Source organism: Shewanella sp. SM55 (assembly GCF_025654025.1).
Taxonomy (GTDB): domain Bacteria; phylum Pseudomonadota; class Gammaproteobacteria; order Enterobacterales; family Shewanellaceae; genus Shewanella; species Shewanella oncorhynchi.
Map to the genome: position 1 here is coordinate 103,008 of NZ_JAKKRS010000019.1, position 18,669 is coordinate 121,676.

Annotated in this window: 19 protein-coding genes; all 19 read left to right on the forward strand. The window is 50.1% G+C overall.

Annotation, left to right across the window (positions count from 1 at the left end):
* Window positions 1–18: 18 nt before the first annotated feature.
* The 19 genes from L5L91_RS20210 (at window position 19) to L5L91_RS20300 (ending at window position 18,660) form a co-directional block, all read left to right on the forward strand.
* The gene (locus L5L91_RS20210) at window positions 19–915 is read left to right on the forward strand and encodes a DUF3014 domain-containing protein (RefSeq protein ID WP_219255063.1); all 897 of its coding nucleotides are present in this window, start codon (window positions 19–21) and stop codon (window positions 913–915) included.
* A 337-nt stretch (window positions 916–1,252) separates the two neighbouring features.
* Complete coding sequence (locus L5L91_RS20215) at window positions 1,253–1,990, forward strand: beta-ketoacyl synthase chain length factor (RefSeq protein WP_113941113.1); 738 nt, start codon at window positions 1,253–1,255, stop codon at window positions 1,988–1,990.
* The gene (locus L5L91_RS20220; protein ID WP_263164394.1) at window positions 1,983–2,858 is read left to right on the forward strand and encodes a lysophospholipid acyltransferase family protein; all 876 of its coding nucleotides are present in this window, start codon (window positions 1,983–1,985) and stop codon (window positions 2,856–2,858) included. The genes L5L91_RS20215 and L5L91_RS20220 overlap by 8 nt, the downstream gene beginning before the upstream one ends.
* Window positions 2,842–3,096 (forward strand): phosphopantetheine-binding protein, encoded by a 255-nt coding sequence (locus tag L5L91_RS20225; protein ID WP_011787697.1) that lies wholly within the window; start codon window positions 2,842–2,844, stop codon window positions 3,094–3,096. Before L5L91_RS20220 ends, L5L91_RS20225 begins: the two co-directional genes overlap by 17 nt.
* A gap of 9 nt (window positions 3,097–3,105) precedes the next feature.
* Entirely contained in the window at window positions 3,106–3,354 is a 249-nt protein-coding gene (locus L5L91_RS20230; RefSeq protein ID WP_011787696.1) for an acyl carrier protein, read from the forward strand.
* Window positions 3,354–3,902 (forward strand): hypothetical protein, encoded by a 549-nt coding sequence (locus L5L91_RS20235; protein ID WP_263168721.1) that lies wholly within the window; start codon window positions 3,354–3,356, stop codon window positions 3,900–3,902. The genes L5L91_RS20230 and L5L91_RS20235 overlap by 1 nt, the downstream gene beginning before the upstream one ends.
* Window positions 3,899–5,263, forward strand: a complete 1,365-nt coding sequence (locus L5L91_RS20240; protein WP_263237529.1) for an AMP-binding protein — start codon at window positions 3,899–3,901, stop codon at window positions 5,261–5,263. Before L5L91_RS20235 ends, L5L91_RS20240 begins: the two co-directional genes overlap by 4 nt.
* The gene (locus L5L91_RS20245) at window positions 5,256–5,642 is read left to right on the forward strand and encodes a thioester dehydrase (RefSeq protein WP_263237531.1); all 387 of its coding nucleotides are present in this window, start codon (window positions 5,256–5,258) and stop codon (window positions 5,640–5,642) included. Before L5L91_RS20240 ends, L5L91_RS20245 begins: the two co-directional genes overlap by 8 nt.
* The gene (locus tag L5L91_RS20250) at window positions 5,636–7,495 is read left to right on the forward strand and encodes a glycosyltransferase family 2 protein (protein ID WP_263237532.1); all 1,860 of its coding nucleotides are present in this window, start codon (window positions 5,636–5,638) and stop codon (window positions 7,493–7,495) included. Before L5L91_RS20245 ends, L5L91_RS20250 begins: the two co-directional genes overlap by 7 nt.
* Window positions 7,492–9,066 (forward strand): histidine ammonia-lyase, encoded by a 1,575-nt coding sequence (gene hutH, locus L5L91_RS20255; protein WP_263237534.1) that lies wholly within the window; start codon window positions 7,492–7,494, stop codon window positions 9,064–9,066. Before L5L91_RS20250 ends, hutH begins: the two co-directional genes overlap by 4 nt.
* Entirely contained in the window at window positions 9,063–9,494 is a 432-nt protein-coding gene (locus tag L5L91_RS20260) for an acyl-CoA thioesterase (protein ID WP_263237535.1), read from the forward strand. The genes hutH and L5L91_RS20260 overlap by 4 nt, the downstream gene beginning before the upstream one ends.
* Complete coding sequence (locus tag L5L91_RS20265; RefSeq protein ID WP_263237537.1) at window positions 9,494–10,246, forward strand: outer membrane lipoprotein carrier protein LolA; 753 nt, start codon at window positions 9,494–9,496, stop codon at window positions 10,244–10,246. The genes L5L91_RS20260 and L5L91_RS20265 overlap by 1 nt, the downstream gene beginning before the upstream one ends.
* A 2-nt stretch (window positions 10,247–10,248) precedes the next feature.
* Window positions 10,249–12,687, forward strand: coding sequence for an MMPL family transporter (locus L5L91_RS20270; protein WP_263237538.1), 2,439 nt, complete (start codon window positions 10,249–10,251; stop codon window positions 12,685–12,687).
* Between the two features lie 23 nt (window positions 12,688–12,710).
* Window positions 12,711–14,000: an NAD(P)/FAD-dependent oxidoreductase gene (locus L5L91_RS20275; protein WP_263164387.1), complete on the forward strand. Its 1,290-nt coding sequence runs from the start codon at window positions 12,711–12,713 to the stop codon at window positions 13,998–14,000.
* A 4-nt stretch (window positions 14,001–14,004) separates the two neighbouring features.
* Window positions 14,005–14,769: a DUF3261 domain-containing protein gene (locus L5L91_RS20280; protein WP_263237540.1), complete on the forward strand. Its 765-nt coding sequence runs from the start codon at window positions 14,005–14,007 to the stop codon at window positions 14,767–14,769.
* Window positions 14,770–14,815: 46 nt separating this feature from the next.
* Window positions 14,816–16,015 (forward strand): beta-ketoacyl-[acyl-carrier-protein] synthase family protein, encoded by a 1,200-nt coding sequence (locus tag L5L91_RS20285; RefSeq protein ID WP_219251354.1) that lies wholly within the window; start codon window positions 14,816–14,818, stop codon window positions 16,013–16,015.
* Window positions 16,016–16,019: 4 nt separating this feature from the next.
* A complete protein-coding gene (locus L5L91_RS20290) occupies window positions 16,020–16,553 on the forward strand; it encodes a hotdog family protein (RefSeq protein ID WP_219251353.1) in 534 nt (177 codons plus the stop codon).
* Window positions 16,554–16,665: 112 nt separating this feature from the next.
* Complete coding sequence (locus L5L91_RS20295; protein WP_263237541.1) at window positions 16,666–17,391, forward strand: 3-ketoacyl-ACP reductase FabG2; 726 nt, start codon at window positions 16,666–16,668, stop codon at window positions 17,389–17,391.
* A complete protein-coding gene (locus tag L5L91_RS20300) occupies window positions 17,392–18,660 on the forward strand; it encodes a beta-ketoacyl-ACP synthase (protein WP_263147785.1) in 1,269 nt (422 codons plus the stop codon).
* Window positions 18,661–18,669 lie beyond the last annotated feature (9 nt).

Sequence of the window (18,669 nt, forward strand, 5' to 3'; positions counted from 1 at the left end):
TCAAGCGAAGGATGTAAAATGCAAGTTAATCAAGATGATAGAATAACACCTCAAGAGACTTCTTCTAGCAGCAATCGCTTTGCGCTTTTTGCGATAGTGCTCGTCGTGCTACTTTCTGCCGGAGGATATTATTACTACAGCGGTGATTCTGACTCACCTAAACTCATTCCTAACGCCCCTATTGTATTGCCTGAAACACCGCCATCTGAACCTATGACGCTCGAAAGTGCGCCAGAGCCTGAAACCACAGAGACGACGCCTGCCGTTACAGAAACGAACACCAATAGCACTGAAACCACTGCAGTGGCAGAGCCTGAAGTTGTCGTAGAACCTGTGCCTGTGCTGGCTGAAAGTGATGCATTTGTGCAACAAAAAGCCCTCGCCATGATCAATAACAATGTGCTGAGTTCTTCGTTAGTGCAGCAAGATCTCGTCCGCCAATTTGTGGTATTCGTGGATAACCTAGCTCAGGGTGAATTAACCCGTAAAGTTAGCCCACTTAAAGGACCAGAGAAGCTGTTCTCAGTCTCAGAAATCACCAACAAAGTGTATTTAAATCCTGAGGGTTTCCACAGATACGATGCCTATGTTGACTCGATTGCCAAAATGGACGAACAGAGCTTAATCACAACTTACAAGCAACTGACGCCGCTCCTAGAGGAAGCCTTTACCGAACTCGGCTACAGCAACGCCAAATTTAACGACAGAATGCTGCAAGCGATTAAAATGTTACTCGCAGCACCTATTATTGAAGATCCGATTGAGCTGAATTCAATTAGCGTTAACTATCAATTCGTTGACCCTAACTTAGAGGCACTACCCAGTGCACAAAAACTGTTGATCCGTATGGGTCCAGAAAATACTCGCAAGTTGAAAGTAGCGCTGCGTAAAATCGAGAATCAATTGTCGCAATAGGTTATCAAGCTCATGCCAAAAGGCGCTCAGTGCGCCTTTTTTCATTTTAACCTGTAAGTTAAAGCGTCAGCGAAATCAGATAGCCACTGCGATATTTGTTACTCAATGTCGAATAAGTGCTGTAAATCACAGCACTTGATCCCATTCCGTTAACCCGCACAATGCAAATGGCTTCATAAAAAGAAAGGGCATAGTGTAGAATGACCACGCTGTAGAGGGCATTTCGAGCGTCATTCTTCTAACGCGTATACTCCTCACTATGGTATGACAATCCATTAATGTTCTAACTTAGTTAGGGATAACTAAGACAGCTTAAATTTAGTGTCGAGGCAAAGTAGTGCAACTAACATTCAGCATTCTCTCTTGGGGCGCTTGGGCCCCCCAATATCAGCACCATCAAAGTTGGCAAACTTGGTGCGAGAGTTCGGCTGAGCTCAATCTCGATACGCCACCACAGTCGGATACCACAGCTCCCGCACTCAAACAAATTCCCGCCATGCAGCGCCGCCGTTTTAGTCGCTTGACTAAGATGATGTTAGAGGTGAGTTTTCAGTGCGAAATGCCTGCAAATTGTCGCTCTATTTTTGCCTCGCGCCATGGAGAGTTACAGCGCACCATTGGCCTGCTCGAAGACATTATCGCCAAACAGCCCTTATCGCCCTTAGGTTTTAGTCAGTCGGTGCACAACACCGCCAGCGGCATTTTTGGCATAGTGGCGGCCAATACCGCGCCTTCAACCTCTGTTGCGGCGGGCACAGAAACCCTGTCCCAAGCTATGGTCGAAGCCTTCGCCCAATTACATCAATCGCCAGAACCATTGCTATTGGTGTTCGGTGATGACCCAGTGCCTCCGGTGTACGATGAGTTTACCCAAGAATTTGAATTACCTTTGGCCCTAGGCCTACAGCTCGCGCCCTTCGATACACCCGCTTCGGCCAAGCTCACGGTGAGCCGCATTTCTAAAGCAACAGCTTTAAATCCGCTGACCTATGGTGCATTTATCCACGCCCTAGCGACGGCGCAAAATATTTCAGGCTGCTTATCCCAATGGCATTGGAGACTTGAGCATGTTTGATGCAGCCCACAGCCATGACGCCGCCAAGGATCATCAAGATTCAATACTCAATGCCGCTTATACCTTGCCGGAAACTCGCCGCGAAGGGCTGAATTATGTGCCACGTTGGCTAGGCGGCGTGAGTTGTTATATCGCCTTTGGCTTAGGCGGCTTATTAAGCTCCTTGACCATTCTGCCGCTACTGCGTTTTTGGCCAGGCACACCAGAGGCGCGGATTATTCGGGTACAAAAGGCCGTGCATTTAATGTTCAAAGGCTTTGTCGCCATGCTCACTTGGGCAGGTGTGATTAAGGTCAGCAGCCACGATGCCCAAAAATTACATGATGCCAAAGGCGTTATCGTCATTGCCAACCACCCCAGTTTAGTCGATGTGGTGGTATTGATAAGTCTCATGCCCAATGCGGGCTGCATAGTCAAACAAGCTTTGTGGCGTAATCCATTTTTGCGGGGTGTGGTGTCCTGCGCGGGTTATATTCCCAATCGCGGCGCCGAATTGATGCTAGAGGATTGCCGCGAAGTGCTCGCAAGAGGCACCAATTTAATCATCTTCCCCGAGGGCACGCGTACGGTGGTCGGTGCGACCATTAACCACTTTGCCCGCGGCGCTGCCAATATCGCCTTAAGGGCCGAAGCGGATATTTTACCTGTGGTGCTACGTACCAATGTCCGTGGTTTGACAAAGGAGCAACCTTGGTATGAAATCCCAAGGCAAACCATGGGAATGGCCGTTGAAATCGGCACAATCGTTTCTTACCAGAAGTACCAAGCGGCTTTAGGTGAGCATGCAAAAATGGCCCGGCAGCTGACGCGGGATCTTGAACATTACTATAAACAACAACTCGAAAATAATTATGAACTTAAACAATGAAATAAAGCAGTTAATCATCGACTGTCTCGATCTAGAAGACGTCAGCATTGATGATATTGAAACCGATGCGCCGCTATTTGGCGAAGGTTTAGGCTTAGATTCTATCGACGCCCTCGAGCTCGGCTTAGCCATCAAGAAAAAATTTGATGTCAAAATCGAAGCCAATTCGGATGCCACTAAGGCCCATTTCCACAGTGTTGCCAGCTTAGCTCGCTTTATCGAATCACAGCGTCCATAGGAGAGGAATATGCAAAATCGTGAACAAATCCTCGCTATGCTGACCACTATTTTAGTGGACGAATTCGAAATTGATGCCGAGGCGATTACGCCTGAGGCCAACCTGTATGAAGAGCTCGATCTCGACAGTATTGATGCAGTCGACTTAGTGATAAAACTGCAGCAACTGACAGGTAAAAAGATCCAACCCGATGAATTTAAATCAGTTCGCACAATCAACGATGTGATTAATGCTATCGAAGGTTTAGTTAAAACCTAATGCGAGCCTTGCTACAGGTCTTAACCGCCCTAACTTTGCTGGCCTACCCCGTTGCCGTGTATTTAGGGCTCAGTTACTTGCCTGCTGGCACCATAGCGCTCGTGCTGTGTTTATTGCTGATAATGCGGCTAATGCTACAAAAGCAAAAGGTTAAGACATTAGTTTTACCACTATTGGTGGGGATTGTGCTCACGGCAGGCAGTTATCTTGCCAAGCGCAGTGACTGGCTGCTGTATTACCCTGTAGTGATAAATCTCACTATGCTGGCGCTGTTCAGTTATTCGCTGCACACTGGCCCTAGCATGATCGAACGTTTAGCCCGTTTGAAAGAACCCGATTTACCGGATGAAGCCACTGGGTATCTTAAAAAAGTCACGCTACTTTGGTGCGGCTTATTTATCTTCAATGGCACTATGGCGGCTTACACCGCTGGCTTTACTAGCTTAGCAACCTGGACCTTGTATAACGGTTTGATTGCATACGTACTCATGGGACTGCTCCTCGGTGGGGAATGGTTATATCGCAGCTTTTGGTTGAAGAAAACATGACACAGCTACTCAAAAACTGGTTAACCCAAGGGCCCTTTGCCCAACAACTGATCAGCTTTAATCACCACGACATAGTCACAGGTGCATTATTTACCAATCAGGTGGCGTATTTTTATGAGCAACTGCTGGCCGCGCCAGAGAAAAAATGGCTGCTCGCGAGTGATACCAGCGATCTGTTTGCTGTCGGTTTATGTGCGGCGCTGTTAGCAGGCAAGGAAATTATCTTACCAGCCAACACCCAAACGGGCACGCTGAGCGAGTTAACCCACCAGTTTGAAGGCATATTGTCGGACAAGCCATTGTGTGAAAGTCAGGCCTTTATTCTACTGAGAAAAGAGCTGAGCCTGCCGAACAAGCCTTGGCCGGCGAGCGAGGCTATCGGTGAACTTGTGCTATTTACCTCCGGCAGCAGTGGCGAACCTAAGGCGATCCGTAAAACACTTCAGCAATTAGACGTTGAAGTCTCAGTGCTCGAACATACCTTTGCCGAACATTTACCCCATTGCAGTGTGGTTTCAACGGTTTCCCACCAGCATATCTATGGCCTGTTATTCAAGATTTTGTGGCCACTCGCCGCCAGTCGGCCGTTTTTAAGTGAGCAGATTGAATACCCAGAAACCTTAAGCTATTACACTGCCTTACTGCCAAACTTGTGTTTGATCAGTAGCCCTGCCCAGTTATCGCGTTTACCTAAGGCCTTAGAGCACGAGCGGCAGCTGCGCTCACCTAGCTTAGTGTTTAGCTCCGGCGGGCCATTAAGTTTTGCGGCGGCTCAGGGGATCAGCCAATGCTATGGCCATCTGCCCATCGAAATTTTTGGTAGCACAGAAACGGGCGGCATCGCCTATCGCCGTCAGCATGAGGCCGATGAACCTTGGCAAGTGTTTGACAGAATATCGATAGATCAAGATCCTAGCGATGGAGCCTTGCTGCTTAAATCACCCTATTTAGCCGACGATGAATGGTTGCGCTGCGAAGATAAAATCGAACCGACCGAAAATGGCCAGTTTAGACTCAAGGGCCGACTCGATCGCATCGTTAAGATTGAAGAGAAACGCCTGTCACTGGCGCAAATGGAAACGCTGTTAGGCAGTCACGCCTATGTTGAGCAAGCCGCACTTGTCGTATTGCCGCAGTTTAAATCCCAACTGGGCGCGGTCGTGACCCTCTCCGCGCTTGGCCGCAGTGTGCATCAAGAGCAGGGAAAACTCAGTATCAACAATGCGTTAAAAGCACATTTACTGACGCAATTTGAGCGAGTCACCCTGCCACGCCGCTGGCGTTATCCCGATATTTTACCGCTTAACACTCAGGGTAAGCGTGTCACTGCCCAGTTAGTCGAGTTATTTGACCATGATTAAATCGAGTTTACCGCCGATCCTGCATTCTAATATCGGCATGGATAACATTGAATTACGTCTATTAGTGGCGGCCGACCTTGAATATTTTAAGGGGCATTTCCCCGAGCAAGCCGTACTGCCAGGCGTGACGCAATTAGATTGGGCGGTGCGTTTAGGCTGCCAATATTTTGGTTATTCAGAGGCGGTTGCTAACTTAGAAGTGCTTAAGTTTCAGCAACTCATACTGCCGGGGCAAGAAGTCACCCTAAGCATTAGCAATAATGCGGCTAAGGGGAAACTCACCTTCGCCTATAGCGATGGTGAAAACCGCTACGCCTCAGGTCGTATCGCCTTCGATATCTCGCCCGTTAACAGCAGCGATGGGGCGAGCCAGTGCTAACACCTCCCAGCGACTTAGTTGAGTCGGCGCCCATTAAGCTCGCCTTAGTGATCCCCAATTACAATCACAGTGCCGCAATTGCCCAGACCTTGGCCGAACTCGCCCAATTTAATCTGCCCTGTTATTTGATTGATGATGGCAGCAATGACGAAACCCGTTATCTACTGCAATCCTTAGCCCAAACCTATCCTTGGGTGACTTTGCTGCTGCATCCTTACAACCGTGGTAAAGGCGCTGCTGTGATGACGGGCCTACGCCGAGCCTACCGCGATGGCTTTAGTCATGCACTGCAGGTCGATGCCGATGGTCAACACAATCTAGCCGATATTCCAGCTATGGTAGCAAGGGTGCAGGCTAAACCCGATGCACTGATTTCAGGCAAACCCGAGTACGATGAATCCGTGCCTAAGGGCAGGCTCTATGGCCGTTATATCACCCATTTTTGGGTGTGGGTCGAAACATTAAGCTTTGATATTAAAGATTCTATGTGTGGCTTTCGCGTTTATCCCCTCGCCGCCACCGAGCGATTACTGTGCCAGCAAGCATTAACGGAACGAATGGATTTTGATATTGAAATCCTCGTCAAACTCTACTGGCAAGGGGTGGAAATTTTATTCCAGCCGACTAAGGTGATTTATCCCGAAGGTGGTGTTAGTCACTTTCAAGGTGTGGCCGACAATGTGCGCATCACTAAACTGCATACCAAGTTGTTTTTCGGCATGCTCAAACGCTTGCCTTGGCTATTGAAGCGTAAATCACAGCAACAAGCCGCGCAAAACTCCCATTGCTCGTCAGCAACATCATCAACTACAGCCACCCATTGGTCGGGCATGAAGGAGCGCGGCAGTTACTGGGGCATCAAACTGTTAGCCGAGAGCTATCGTATTGGCGGCCATTGGTTGTGCCGCGCCATCATGTATCCGGTGATTTGCTATTTCTTTCTCACGGGCAAAGTCACCCGCGAAGCCTCGTTAGATTTCCTGCGCCGCGTGCAAACGCTTGAGCCGCAACATCCTAAGCTGAATCAGCCTGTAGGCTGGCGCGATTGCCTGAATCACTTTTTAGCCTTTGGAAATGCCGCACTCGATAGAATCGATGCATGGTGCGATCGCATCCAATTGAGCCAAGTGGATTTCCCCGATCGCCAAGTGCTGACCGACCAACTCGAAAGCGGTAAAGGCGCCGTGTTATTAGTGTCGCACCTTGGCAATTTAGAACTTTGCCGCGCCATTTCAATCCACCAGCGCAAAGTCAAAGTGAATGTCATGGTGTTAACGAGCCATGCGGAAAATTTCAATAAGGTACTCAAACAGTTAAATCCAGATAGCACGCTTAATCTTATTCAAGTGACCGAGCTTAACCCCGCGACGTCTATGCTGTTGCAGCAAAAAATAGAAGACGGTGAACTGGTGGTGATCGCGGGCGATAGAACCTCGCCGAATACCCAAGGTCGCGTCATGTACGCGCCCTTTATGGGGCAAGACGCAGCGTTTCCACAAGGGCCGTTTATTTTGGCAGGTTTACTCGATTGCCCTGTGTTTTTAATGTTTTGCCTGCGGGAACAGGGCCGTTATCGGGTGCATTTAGAGCACTTCGCCGAAACACTTAAAGGCCCAAGGGCGGGCAGAATGGACAGATTACAGCAGGCGGTAAATCGCTACAGCGAAAGTTTAGAATACTTTGCCAGACGCGAGCCTTTGCAATGGTTTAACTTCTTCGATTTTTGGCGTAAAGACAGCGAGTTAGAACGCGTATCAGCCAATTCAGTACAAGCCGATGCTGTAACAGCAGAGTCAACATCACCGCAGATCCCAGAGCAGGATCATAAGACAGACAGGACAAGTCATTCATGAGCCACACCCAAGCCGCCGACTCAAAGAATCAATCAGACTTAAAGGCTGTTGAGTTCGGCCGTCAATTTATCACCTTAGAACAAGTGGTTGCCGTCGCCAAGGGCGCACCAGTCAAGCTCTGTGACGATGCGGATTATCAAGAATATATCCAAAAAGGTGCGCGCTTTATCGATAGCCTGCTGCACGAAGAAGGCGTGGTTTATGGTGTAACAACTGGTTATGGCGACTCTTGCACAGTCAATGTGAGCTTAGATCTGGTCCACGAATTGCCACTGCATTTAACCCGCTTCCACGGCTGCGGTTTAGGCGAGACCTTAAGCATAATGCAGGCCCGCGCTGTGATGGCTTGCCGTTTAAACTCCTTAGCCATTGGCAAATCTGGCGTGACCTATGAGCTATTAAAGCGCATCGAAACCTTGCTCAATCTCAACATAGTCCCTGTAATCCCAGAAGAAGGTTCGGTCGGTGCCAGCGGTGACTTAACACCGCTGTCGTATTTGGCCGCCGTGTTAGTCGGTGAGCGCGAAGTAATCTACCAAGGTGAACGCCAAGCGACTCAAGATGTCTACGCTAAGCTCAACATCACCCCGCACGTACTGAGGCCAAAAGAAGGCTTAGCCCTGATGAACGGCACGGCTGTAATGACGGCCTTGGCCTGTTTAGCCTTCGATCGCGCCCAATATCTTGCCCGCTTAAGTAGCCGCATTACCGCTATGGCTTCGTTAACGTTAAAAGGTAACTCGAACCATTTTGATGAAATCTTATTTGCCGCTAAACCGCATCCGGGGCAAAACCAAATCGCCACTTGGATACGGGAAGATTTAAATCACCACGAACATCCGCGCAATTCAGACCGGCTGCAGGACAGATATTCCATCCGCTGCGCACCGCACATTATCGGCGTGTTGCAGGATGCGCTGCCGTTTATGCGTCAGTTTATCGAAACCGAAGTCAACAGCGCCAACGACAACCCGATTGTCGACGGCGAAGGCGAGCATATTCTCCACGGTGGCCATTTTTACGGCGGCCATATCGCCTTTGCGATGGATTCGCTGAAAAATACTGTGGCTAACTTAGCCGATCTTATCGATCGCCAAATGGCACTGGTAATGGACCCTAAGTTTAATAATGGCTTACCCGCTAACTTATCCGGCTCAACCGGCCCGCGCCGCGCGATTAATCATGGCTTTAAAGCGGTGCAAATTGGGGTATCGGCGTGGACAGCAGAAGCGCTCAAGCACACTATGCCCGCCAGCGTATTCTCGCGCTCGACCGAATGCCACAACCAAGACAAGGTGAGCATGGGCACTATTGCCGCCCGCGACTGTATGCGCGTGCTGCAATTGACCGAACAAGTCGCGGCGGCAGCCCTGCTCGCCATGACCCAAGGTATTGGCCTGCGTATCGCCCAAAATGAACTGGACGAAGCCTCGCTCACCCCTTCATTGGCGAAAACCCTCGCCCAAGTGCGCGGTGATTTTGATACCTTAATCGAAGACCGACCGCTTGAAGCAGTGCTGCGCCAAACCATAGCGAAAATCCAAGCGGGTGAATGGGAAGTGTGCCGATGAAATCATTGCTCACTATCGATATGGAAATGCAAATCCCCTTCCACGATGTGGATTCCATGGGGATCACTTGGCATGGCAATTACCTGCGTTATTTCGAGATTGCTCGCTGCAAACTGCTCGATGAGTTGGGCTACAACTACCGCCAAATGCAAGCATCTAACTATGCGTGGCCTATTATCGATTTGCAGATTAAATACGTCAAAGCCAGCACCTTCGAGCAAAAAATCACAGTGCGCGCAGAGTTAGTCGAGTGGGAAAACCGCTTAAAGATCAATTATCAAATCCGCGATGTCGAAAGTGGTGCGCGCATCACTAAGGGTTATACCATTCAGGCGGCGGTCGATATGAGCACCCAAGAATTGTGCTTTGTCACCCCAGAGGTGTTCCGTGACAAAATCGCCACCCTGCTCGCTAAGGTGAAAGATTAATGAACTCAGTACTGGCGAAGTGTGCATTATTTCTCTGCTTGGCTTGTGCTTTGATAACCCTGCCACTCAAAGCAGAAACCTTAGCTGAGCCCGGTGTTTATCAAACACTCTTTAGCCAAAGTGCGGATACCGCGCAGCTTGTCGCCTTAAGCCAAAAGCTTAACTTGGGCGAAACGGTGAGAGGTCAGTTTGTGCAATCTCGGCAACTAAAGGTGCTCAAAAAGCCGTTAATCAGCCAAGGTCAGTTTATCTTCGACAAAGAGCAAGGGCTGATTTGGCAGCAGATAAAACCCTTCGAATCCCTGCTGATTTTAAAGGATAAGCAGCTTATTCAGCGCGATAGCCAAGGTCGAGTCCAAGTCAGCAAGGCCGATGCGAATGCCAGTGCTGCCGCTATGGGGGATTTATTGCCCAGCCTAGTGCGCGCTATGCTCGGCGGTGATATTTCCGGTTTAAGTGAGAACTTTGAACTGCACTTCCTAATCGCAGACAGGTTAAAAACAGAAAGCTTGAGCACAGACGGCCAATGGCAATTAGGCCTAACGCCCAAAGATCCCTTAATGAAAAAAGCCATCGCCAATATGGTGTTAGAGGGTGGCGATACCTTGCAATCCTTAGTGCTGCTGAGCGCGGCGCCGAGTGTGAGCCCTCAGGATATGACCCGCATCGACTTTAGTGCGCTTTCCCAAGGCAAACTCAGCGAAACCGAATTGGCGCAATATGCTGTGGCTGACAAGGCGAATAAACCTTAGCCATGGCCAACTTCGCCGCGCGCGCCAATCAAGCGCTAATGCAATCATCCCCTAAATGGCGCCTAGCTATTTGGTTGCTATTGATGCTGTCTGCCAGTCTGTGGACTTTGCAACTCTGGCAAAACGGCGCACGGATGCAGAGCGATATCCTCGCCATGCTGCCCCATTTACAGCAGGACAAACTCACAGAACGCGCCCTTAACCAAGTTGAAACCACGCTCGCCGATCAAGTCTATATTGCACTCGTCGCCAAGGATGAAACCACGGCAATCGCTGCGGCTAAGCTGTTGATGCAAAAGTTTGAAGCTGACCTTGTTGCAAGGGGTAAGCAAGGCGCGCTCACAGATATTCGCAGCGCCGATATGCAGCTCGGTGAAGCGTTGGGGCAATATTATTTCCACCACAGATTTAAATTACTGACAGCACCACAAGCTGAGGCGTTAGCAACGAAAGACATTGGAAATCTGATTGAAGCGGCCACGGCGCAGCTTTACAACGCCTTCAGTTACGCCAATAGCAACTTGCTCGCCCAAGATCCGCTGTTGTTATTCCCCGCCAATTTACTCGCCCTCGCGCCGAGTTCAAAAGTCAGGACCAGCCAAGGGATACTGCTCGCGAATCAAGGCGATAATGTCGCCGCGGTTGTTATGGCAAAGGGCCAAGAAAGTGCTTTTAATCCCAATGCGCAATTGGCGCAGATGACGGCATTAGCCCTAGGATTGGATGCGGTTAAACAAAGCTATCCCGATATTACACTGCTTAAGGCTGGTGCCCTGTTTCACGCGATTGCGGCGACCCAAACGGCTAAGAGTGAAATCTCGATCCTCGGTCTTGCATCCTTACTTGGGGTAATAGCTTTAGTCTGGCTGGCGTTTCGCTCAGTGATGCCGCTACTGTTGGCAATCGTTACCATTTCCAGCGGGCTGTTGCTGGCAGTGACTTTTACCTTAAGCGTGTTTGGCGAGCTGCATTTACTCACCTTAGTATTTGGCACTAGCTTAATTGGCATTGCCATCGACTACAGCTTTCATTTTTACTGCGAGCGCTTAAGCGATACCGAACGCAACGCAAAGGCGACGGTCGCGTATATCTTCCCCACAGTGACACTTGCCTTTATCACCAGTGCCTTAGCTTATGTGGGCATAGGTTTAGCGCCGTTTCCTGGGATGCAGCAAGTGGCGATTTTCTGCGCCGCGGGGCTGCTCGGGGCCTATCTCACCCTCATTCTCGCCTACCCACTGTTAGCGGGAGGTCGTTTGCCATCGGGCTCCCGCCCATTAGCGTTAGCGGGGAAGTACCTTGCCAACCTCACTCAGTTATCCAACCGATTGACCACACCTTTAGGCATGGGCATGTTTGCTTTAGTGATAATGGTGTGGTGTCTGGTTGGCGTAACAAAGTTAACCGTCGATGACGATATTCGCCATTTGCAGCAAAGCCCCGCAAGCGTGACTGAACCTGAAAATCAGCTCAGGCAGCTACTCAGCGGCGGCACAGATAATCAATTCTTACTGGTACGCGCCGCGAGTGAAGAAGCGTTGCTGCAGCAGCTTGAGCGAGTGTCGCCACTGCTCGATGCCGCTATTGCGAACCAAGAGTTAGGCAACTACGTCAGCCTCAGCCGATATCTTCCCAGTCATCAAAGGCAAGACACGGCTTATCGCTTACAGGGTGAAATCTATCAAACTCAGATAGATACTGTGCTCACAAGCCTTGGGTTGGATGAGAACTTAAAGCCAGAGCTGCAAGCAAGCTACTTAGCAGCTAAAGAGCAATATATCAGTCCAGCAGATTTCTTTACGCTAGAGGCAGGCAAGCAACTCGCACCGCTGTGGCTAGCACCAAATAGCAAGGCCACCGACTATGACGTTCTAAATGATGGCGGCGCGAGCGCTGAGCATGGTGCCATTGTCTTGCTTGGCGGCATTAAACAGATCGACGCGATCAAGGCGCGCTTTGCCCATGATGAAAGCGTACAACTTATCGATAAAGTCGCGGATATCTCCGCCGTCATGGGCCATTACCGACAGTTAACTCTAAAGCTGTTAGCGCTCGCACTCGGTATCGCACTCTTGTTGTTTAGCCTGAATTTTGGCATTAAAAAAGCCGCGGTTGTCGTTGCCGTTCCAGCCCTTGCGGCCTTGCTAACGCTTGCAACCTTAGGCTTAACGGGCTCGCCACTGAGTCTGTTCCATGCACTCGCGCTCATTTTAGTTTTCGGGATTGGGATAGACTACAGCTTGTTCTTTGCTTCTGCTCAAAACCACGGCAAGGCAGTGATGATGGCGGTATTTATGTCCGCCTGCTCGACCCTATTAGCCTTTGGTTTACTCGCCTTTAGCCAGACCCAAGCGATTCATTATTTTGGTTTAACCCTGTCGCTAGGTATAGGTTTAACCTTTTTACTTTCGCCACTGATTTTAACGACTAAAAAGTCCTGATAACGACAAGGAACGTACTTTACATGCCTACACCCGCTCACGATTTATCGGCTATGCCAAATTCACTTGCCGTCGATGTGGCTATTATCGGCGCAGGACCTTCAGGCGCCATTGCCGCCAGCTTGCTACACCAACAAGGCAAGCGCGTGCTGGTGTTAGAAAAACAACATTTCCCCCGTTTTTCCATCGGTGAAAGTTTACTGCCCTGCTGCATGCAATTCATCGAAGAAGCCGGCATGTTAGACGCACTCAATGCCGCCGGATTCCAACATAAAAATGGCGCCGCCTTTCGTCGCAATGGCACTTATACTACCTTCGATTTTACCGATAAATTTACCCCTGGGCCGGGCACCACATTCCAAGTGCAGCGCGCCAGTTTTGATAAACTGTTAGCCGATACCGCCCAAAGCCAAGGGGTCGACATCCGCTACGGCGAAACCGTCGAGGCGATAGATTTAACCGAGAATCCATGCTTAATGGTGCGCAATGAACAGGGCGAGCTTTATCAAATCAGCGCCCAATATGTGCTTGATGCCAGTGGTTTTGGCCGTGTTTTACCCCGCTTGCTCGACTTAGAAAGTCCGTCTTGCCTACCACCGCGTAGCGCCATCTTTACCCATGTGGAAGACAACATCAGCGATCCTAACTTTGATCGAAATAAAATTTTAATCAGCGTCCACCCAGAGCATAAAGACATTTGGTATTGGCTCATTCCCTTTAGCAATGGCCGTTGCTCACTCGGCGTGGTTGCCGAACCGCAATTACTTGCGCGTTTACAAGGTTCGCTTGAGCAACAATTGATGAACATAGTCAATGAAGAACCAGGACTAAAAGCCCTACTGGCAAACGCTAAGGTGGTGCAAGAATGCGCCACACTCAAGGGTTATTCAGCCAATGTGTCACGGCTTGCGACCGACAAGTTCGCCCTACTGGGTAATGCCGGCGAGTTCCTTGATCCGGTATTTTCCTCCGGCGTCACTATCGCCATGCAATCGGCATCGATGGCGGCAAAATGTGTGACTAAACAACTCAATGGCGAAACGGTTGACTGGCAAGCCGATTACTCAGCGCCTTTAATGCAGGGGGTGAATACCTTCCGCACCTATGTGCAAGCTTGGTATGATGGCCGCTTTCAGGATGTGATCTTCTATGAAGAACCGAATCCACGCATCAAGCAAATGATTTGCTCGATTCTGGCGGGCTACGCTTGGGACCTCAATAATCCCTTCGTTAAAGACTCGGAGCGCCGCCTGAACATGGTAGTCGAATTGTGCCAAAACCAAGTTGCCATTCCTGAATTTGCAGAGGCGTAACCGCATGTCGCTTAACTTTGACGCGAAATGGCGAGTGTTCCCCGCGCTACTGATCATCAGTCTAGGGCTGACGGGATGTAGCGAACTGCTGTTCAGGCAAACCTGTGTAGGCCTCGCTAAAGACATGCGTTATTGCTTGGCGCCACTGCCCCATGATTTTGCCCCCGCAGCCGATAAGCCTCTGACTAAGCCGACGGCCAAATCCGCCGACATTAGCAGCCAGCAAACCGAGAGTAAAACGGGCGCATCCTCACCCCAGTCCTTTAGCCAAAAGGTCAGCATTAAAGTGGGTGATAAGTCCCACGAGTTACTCACTCAATTAGAGTTAGAGGATGAGCGCATGACGCTCGTTGGCTTAGCGCCACTCGGACAGGCTTTGTTTACCTTAGTTTATGATGGTAATACACTCAGCAGTGAACAAAGCGTGCTGCTAGGGAACAGTTTTAAAGCTGAGTATTTAATGGCGATGATGCAACTGATCTATTGGCCTGAGCAGAGTATTCGCGCCCATTTAGAAGGTGGTCATTTAGTCACAGGTCTTTGCGATACGATTGGGGGAAATCAGGGCGATACGCTTGAAGGCACCCGAGTGAATACAATCCCCTGTCGCCAGATCTATAGTCAAGATACCTTGATCAGTAAAAGCGGCCAGCAAACCCATGTGGTGCAAATCCGTTATCAGCAAAATATCGGCGATGCTCTTTGGCAAGCCCACATCAGCTTAACTATGCCACAAGCTAAATTTGAGCTAGAAATCGAACCTATTTAATCTGTTAGCATCCGCACTTAACTGTGCCATGGTAAAAAGACACACAATGATGAACAGAGTAGCTATTACACAGATTGGATTGTGTACCCCGCTAGGGCAAGATCCCCAGCAGGTTTTAGACCGCCTGATCGCCGGTGATACCAGTGCGATGCTGCGCAGTGACACTCTCCTGTTCGAGCACCCAACCTTAGTTGCCCCCGTGACGACAGCGCTACCAACCATTCCCGAAAAACTCATTCAGTTCGATTGCCGTAACAACCAATTACTGCTGTGCGCCGCACTGCAAATTGCGACCACAGTTGAACAAGCGAAACGGGATTTTGGTCATGCCCGTATTGGTGTTGTGCTAGGCACCAGCACGTCAGGGATTTCAAAAGGAGAAGCCGCGCTGAGCTACCGCAATCAACACGGATACTTTCCGGCGGATTACCACTATTTCCAGCAAGAGCTCGGCAGCACCAGCGACTTTTTACGCCAATATTTTGAGCTAGATGGCCCTTGCTACACAATTTCAACCGCCTGCTCATCCAGCGCCAAAGTGTTTGCCAGTGCCAAACGCCTATTACAGGCTAACCTCTGCGATATGGTGATTGTCGGCGGTGTCGACAGTTTATGCCAACTCACAGTCAATGGTTTTCACGCCTTAGAGTCTGTCTCGAAAGGCCACTGCAATCCTTTTAGCATCAACCGTGATGGCATCAATATCGGCGAAGGCGCGGCGCTTTTCGTCCTGACGTTGGGCGAGTCAGAGGTCATGCTAGCGGGTATTGGCGAGTCGAGCGATGCCCACCATATGTCGGCGCCACACCCCGAAGGCGAAGGCGCGATCAAAGCCATGCACGCGGCGTTGCAAGATGCACACATTGCAGCAAAAGACATTAGTTACATAAACTTACACGGTACAGCCACGCCTAAAAATGATGCGATGGAAAGCCGCGCCGTGGTTGAAGTGTTTGGCGTGAACACGCCCCCTTGTAGCTCGACCAAGCCCTTAGTCGGCCATACCTTAGGTGCCGCTGGCGCCATTGAAGCCGCCTTCTGTTATTTATTACTTTCAGCACATAATCACGGCAAAGCCCTGCCGCCCCACCAATGGGACGGACAAGTCGATCCACAGGATCCGTCCATTGCCTTAGTCGAGCGCCATCAAGTCGCCGCTAAGGGCGCGCTTAATTATGTGATGAGCAATTCCTTCGCCTTTGGCGGCAGCAATGCCAGCCTGATTTTCTGCCGTAACGAGGCCTAGTACCATGCAGTTACTTAAGATCAATAAACCCTTTGCCGAACAGGATATTGCCGATTTTATTCCCCATAGGGCACCGATGATTTTGCTCGATAAAATCATAGGCTATCGGCGCGATAACCTAGAGACCGAAGTCACTATCACGGCCAAGAGCCCTTATTTCGATGATAAACATCGAGCTGTACCCAATTATGTGGGTATCGAATATATGGCCCAAAGTATTGCCGCCCTTGCTGGGGTTGAGGCAAAGCTTCGCAATGATAAAATCCGCGTCGGTTTTCTATTGGGATCGCGCAAATTAACCTTGTATGCAAAGCAATATGAGCTCGGGCGCACCTATCGCACCCAAGTCAGCCGCCTCTATCAAGAGGAATCGGGATTAGCGGTATTCGATTGCCAAATTTATCTGCTGCCCGAAGCCGGCACTGAGCTAGAAAAGAGCTTAGTGGCCCAAGCCAATGTGAACGTGTTCCAACCTCAGGACACACAAGCCTATCTTGCAGGCAATCAAGACGCGGCAAATAGAAGCCTTGGGCACTAAAGCAATAATGTAGATAAAAAAGCCTTAAAGCGCCTTAACAAGCGACCTTTTTACCATAAATACATGAAACCCCATACCGACACATAACGATAAAATGGGGTGGAGAAAACAGATGAATAACAGAGTATTAGTTACCGGTTCGAGCCGCGGCATTGGTAAAGCCATCGCCCTAAAACTCGCCGCGGCAGGTTTCGATATCGCCCTGCATTACCACTGTAACCAAGCAGCTGCCGATGACACTGCCGCGCAAATCTGCGCGCTTGGGGTGAATGTGAGCCTGCTGAAATTTGATGTCGCCGACCGCGCAGCCGTCAGAGCCGCCATTGAAACCGACATCGAGGCCAATGGTGCCTATTATGGCGTGATCCTCAATGCTGGTATCAACCGCGATACCGCCTTTCCTGCTATGACAGAAAGCGAGTGGGACAGCGTCATCCACACTAACTTAGACGGCTTTTATAATGTCATCCATCCCTGTGTGATGCCTATGGTACAAGGCCGCAAGGGCGGGCGCATCATCACCTTAGCCTCAGTTTCTGGGATTACGGGCAACCGTGGCCAAGTCAATTACAGCGCCTCAAAAGCGGGTATTATCGGCGCAACTAAGGCATTGTCATTAGAACTAGCAAAACGCAAAATTACCGTCAACTGTATCGCTCCCGGCTTGATTGAAACCGACATGGTGGCCGATATTCCTAAGGATATGGTCGAGCAATTAGTGCCGATGCGCCGCATGGGTAAACCGAGTGAAATCGCCGCCTTAGCCGCATTTTTAATGTCTGACGATGCCGCCTATATCACTCGCCAAGTGATATCGGTCAATGGAGGCATGATCTAAATGAGCGAGCCGACAAATCAAACCCGCTTAGGGAAACGAGTGGTTGTCACTGGCATTGGCGGCATTACCGCCCTGGGCCATGATTGGGAGGCGATAGCGGCGAGCCTTAAGGCGCAGAAAAACTGTGTCGTTACTATGGGTGACTGGGATAAATACGATGGCCTCAATACCCGCTTAGCCGCGCCCATTAACGACTTTGAAGTGCCAAGCCATTATTCGCGCAAGAAAATTCGTTCTATGGGTCGGGTTTCTATCATGGCGACCCGCGCCAGTGAACTTGCATTAATCGATGCGGGATTGTTGGACGATCCTATCGTGTCCTCGGGTGAAATGGGTATCGCCTATGGCTCGTCCACTGGCAGTACCGATGCCATCATCGCCTTTGGCGATATGTTGAAAACCGGTGATATGTCGGGCGTCACCGCCACGAGTTATATCCGCATGATGGCACACACCACAGCGGTGAATGTGGGGGTATTTTTCGGCTTAAAAGGCCGAATTCACACCACTAGCAGCGCCTGTACCTCGGGGAGCCAAGGCATAGGTTACGCCTATGAAGCCATCAAATACGGTCATCAAACCTTAATGTTGGCGGGCGGCGGCGAAGAACTCTGCCCCACAGAAGCTGTCGTGTTCGATACCCTGTTTGCCACTAGCACTAAAAACAGCACCCCCGAACTCACGCCACGCCCCTTCGATGTGAGCCGTGATGGCCTCGTGATTGGCGAAGGTGCTTGTACACTGGTACTCGAAGAGCTAGAACACGCCAAGGCGCGCGGTGCCAAGATTTACGCTGAGTTAGTCGGTTTTGGCACGAATTCAGATGGCCAACACGTCACCCAACCAAACGCGCAGACCATGGAAATCGCCATCAGGTTGGCCCTCAAAGACGCACAGCTTGAGCCTAGCGCCATAGGTTATGTGAACGCCCATGGTACGGCAACGGATCGCGGTGACATCGCCGAAAGCCACGCGACCCATGCAGTTTTTGGTGCTGGTATGCCGATTTCATCCCTTAAAAGCTACACGGGCCACACCTTAGGTGCATGCGGCGCGTTAGAGGCTTGGGTGAGTATTGAGATGATGAATGCGGGCTGGTTTGCGCCGACACTTAATCTTGAAAGTATCGACCCACAATGCGCCGATTTGGACTATATCCGTAGTGATTTACGTCCAATCGATACAGATTATGTGATGAGTAATAATTTCGCCTTTGGCGGTATTAATACCTCGCTGATTTTTAAACGCTGGGCCAATAACAACATATAAAAACCACAT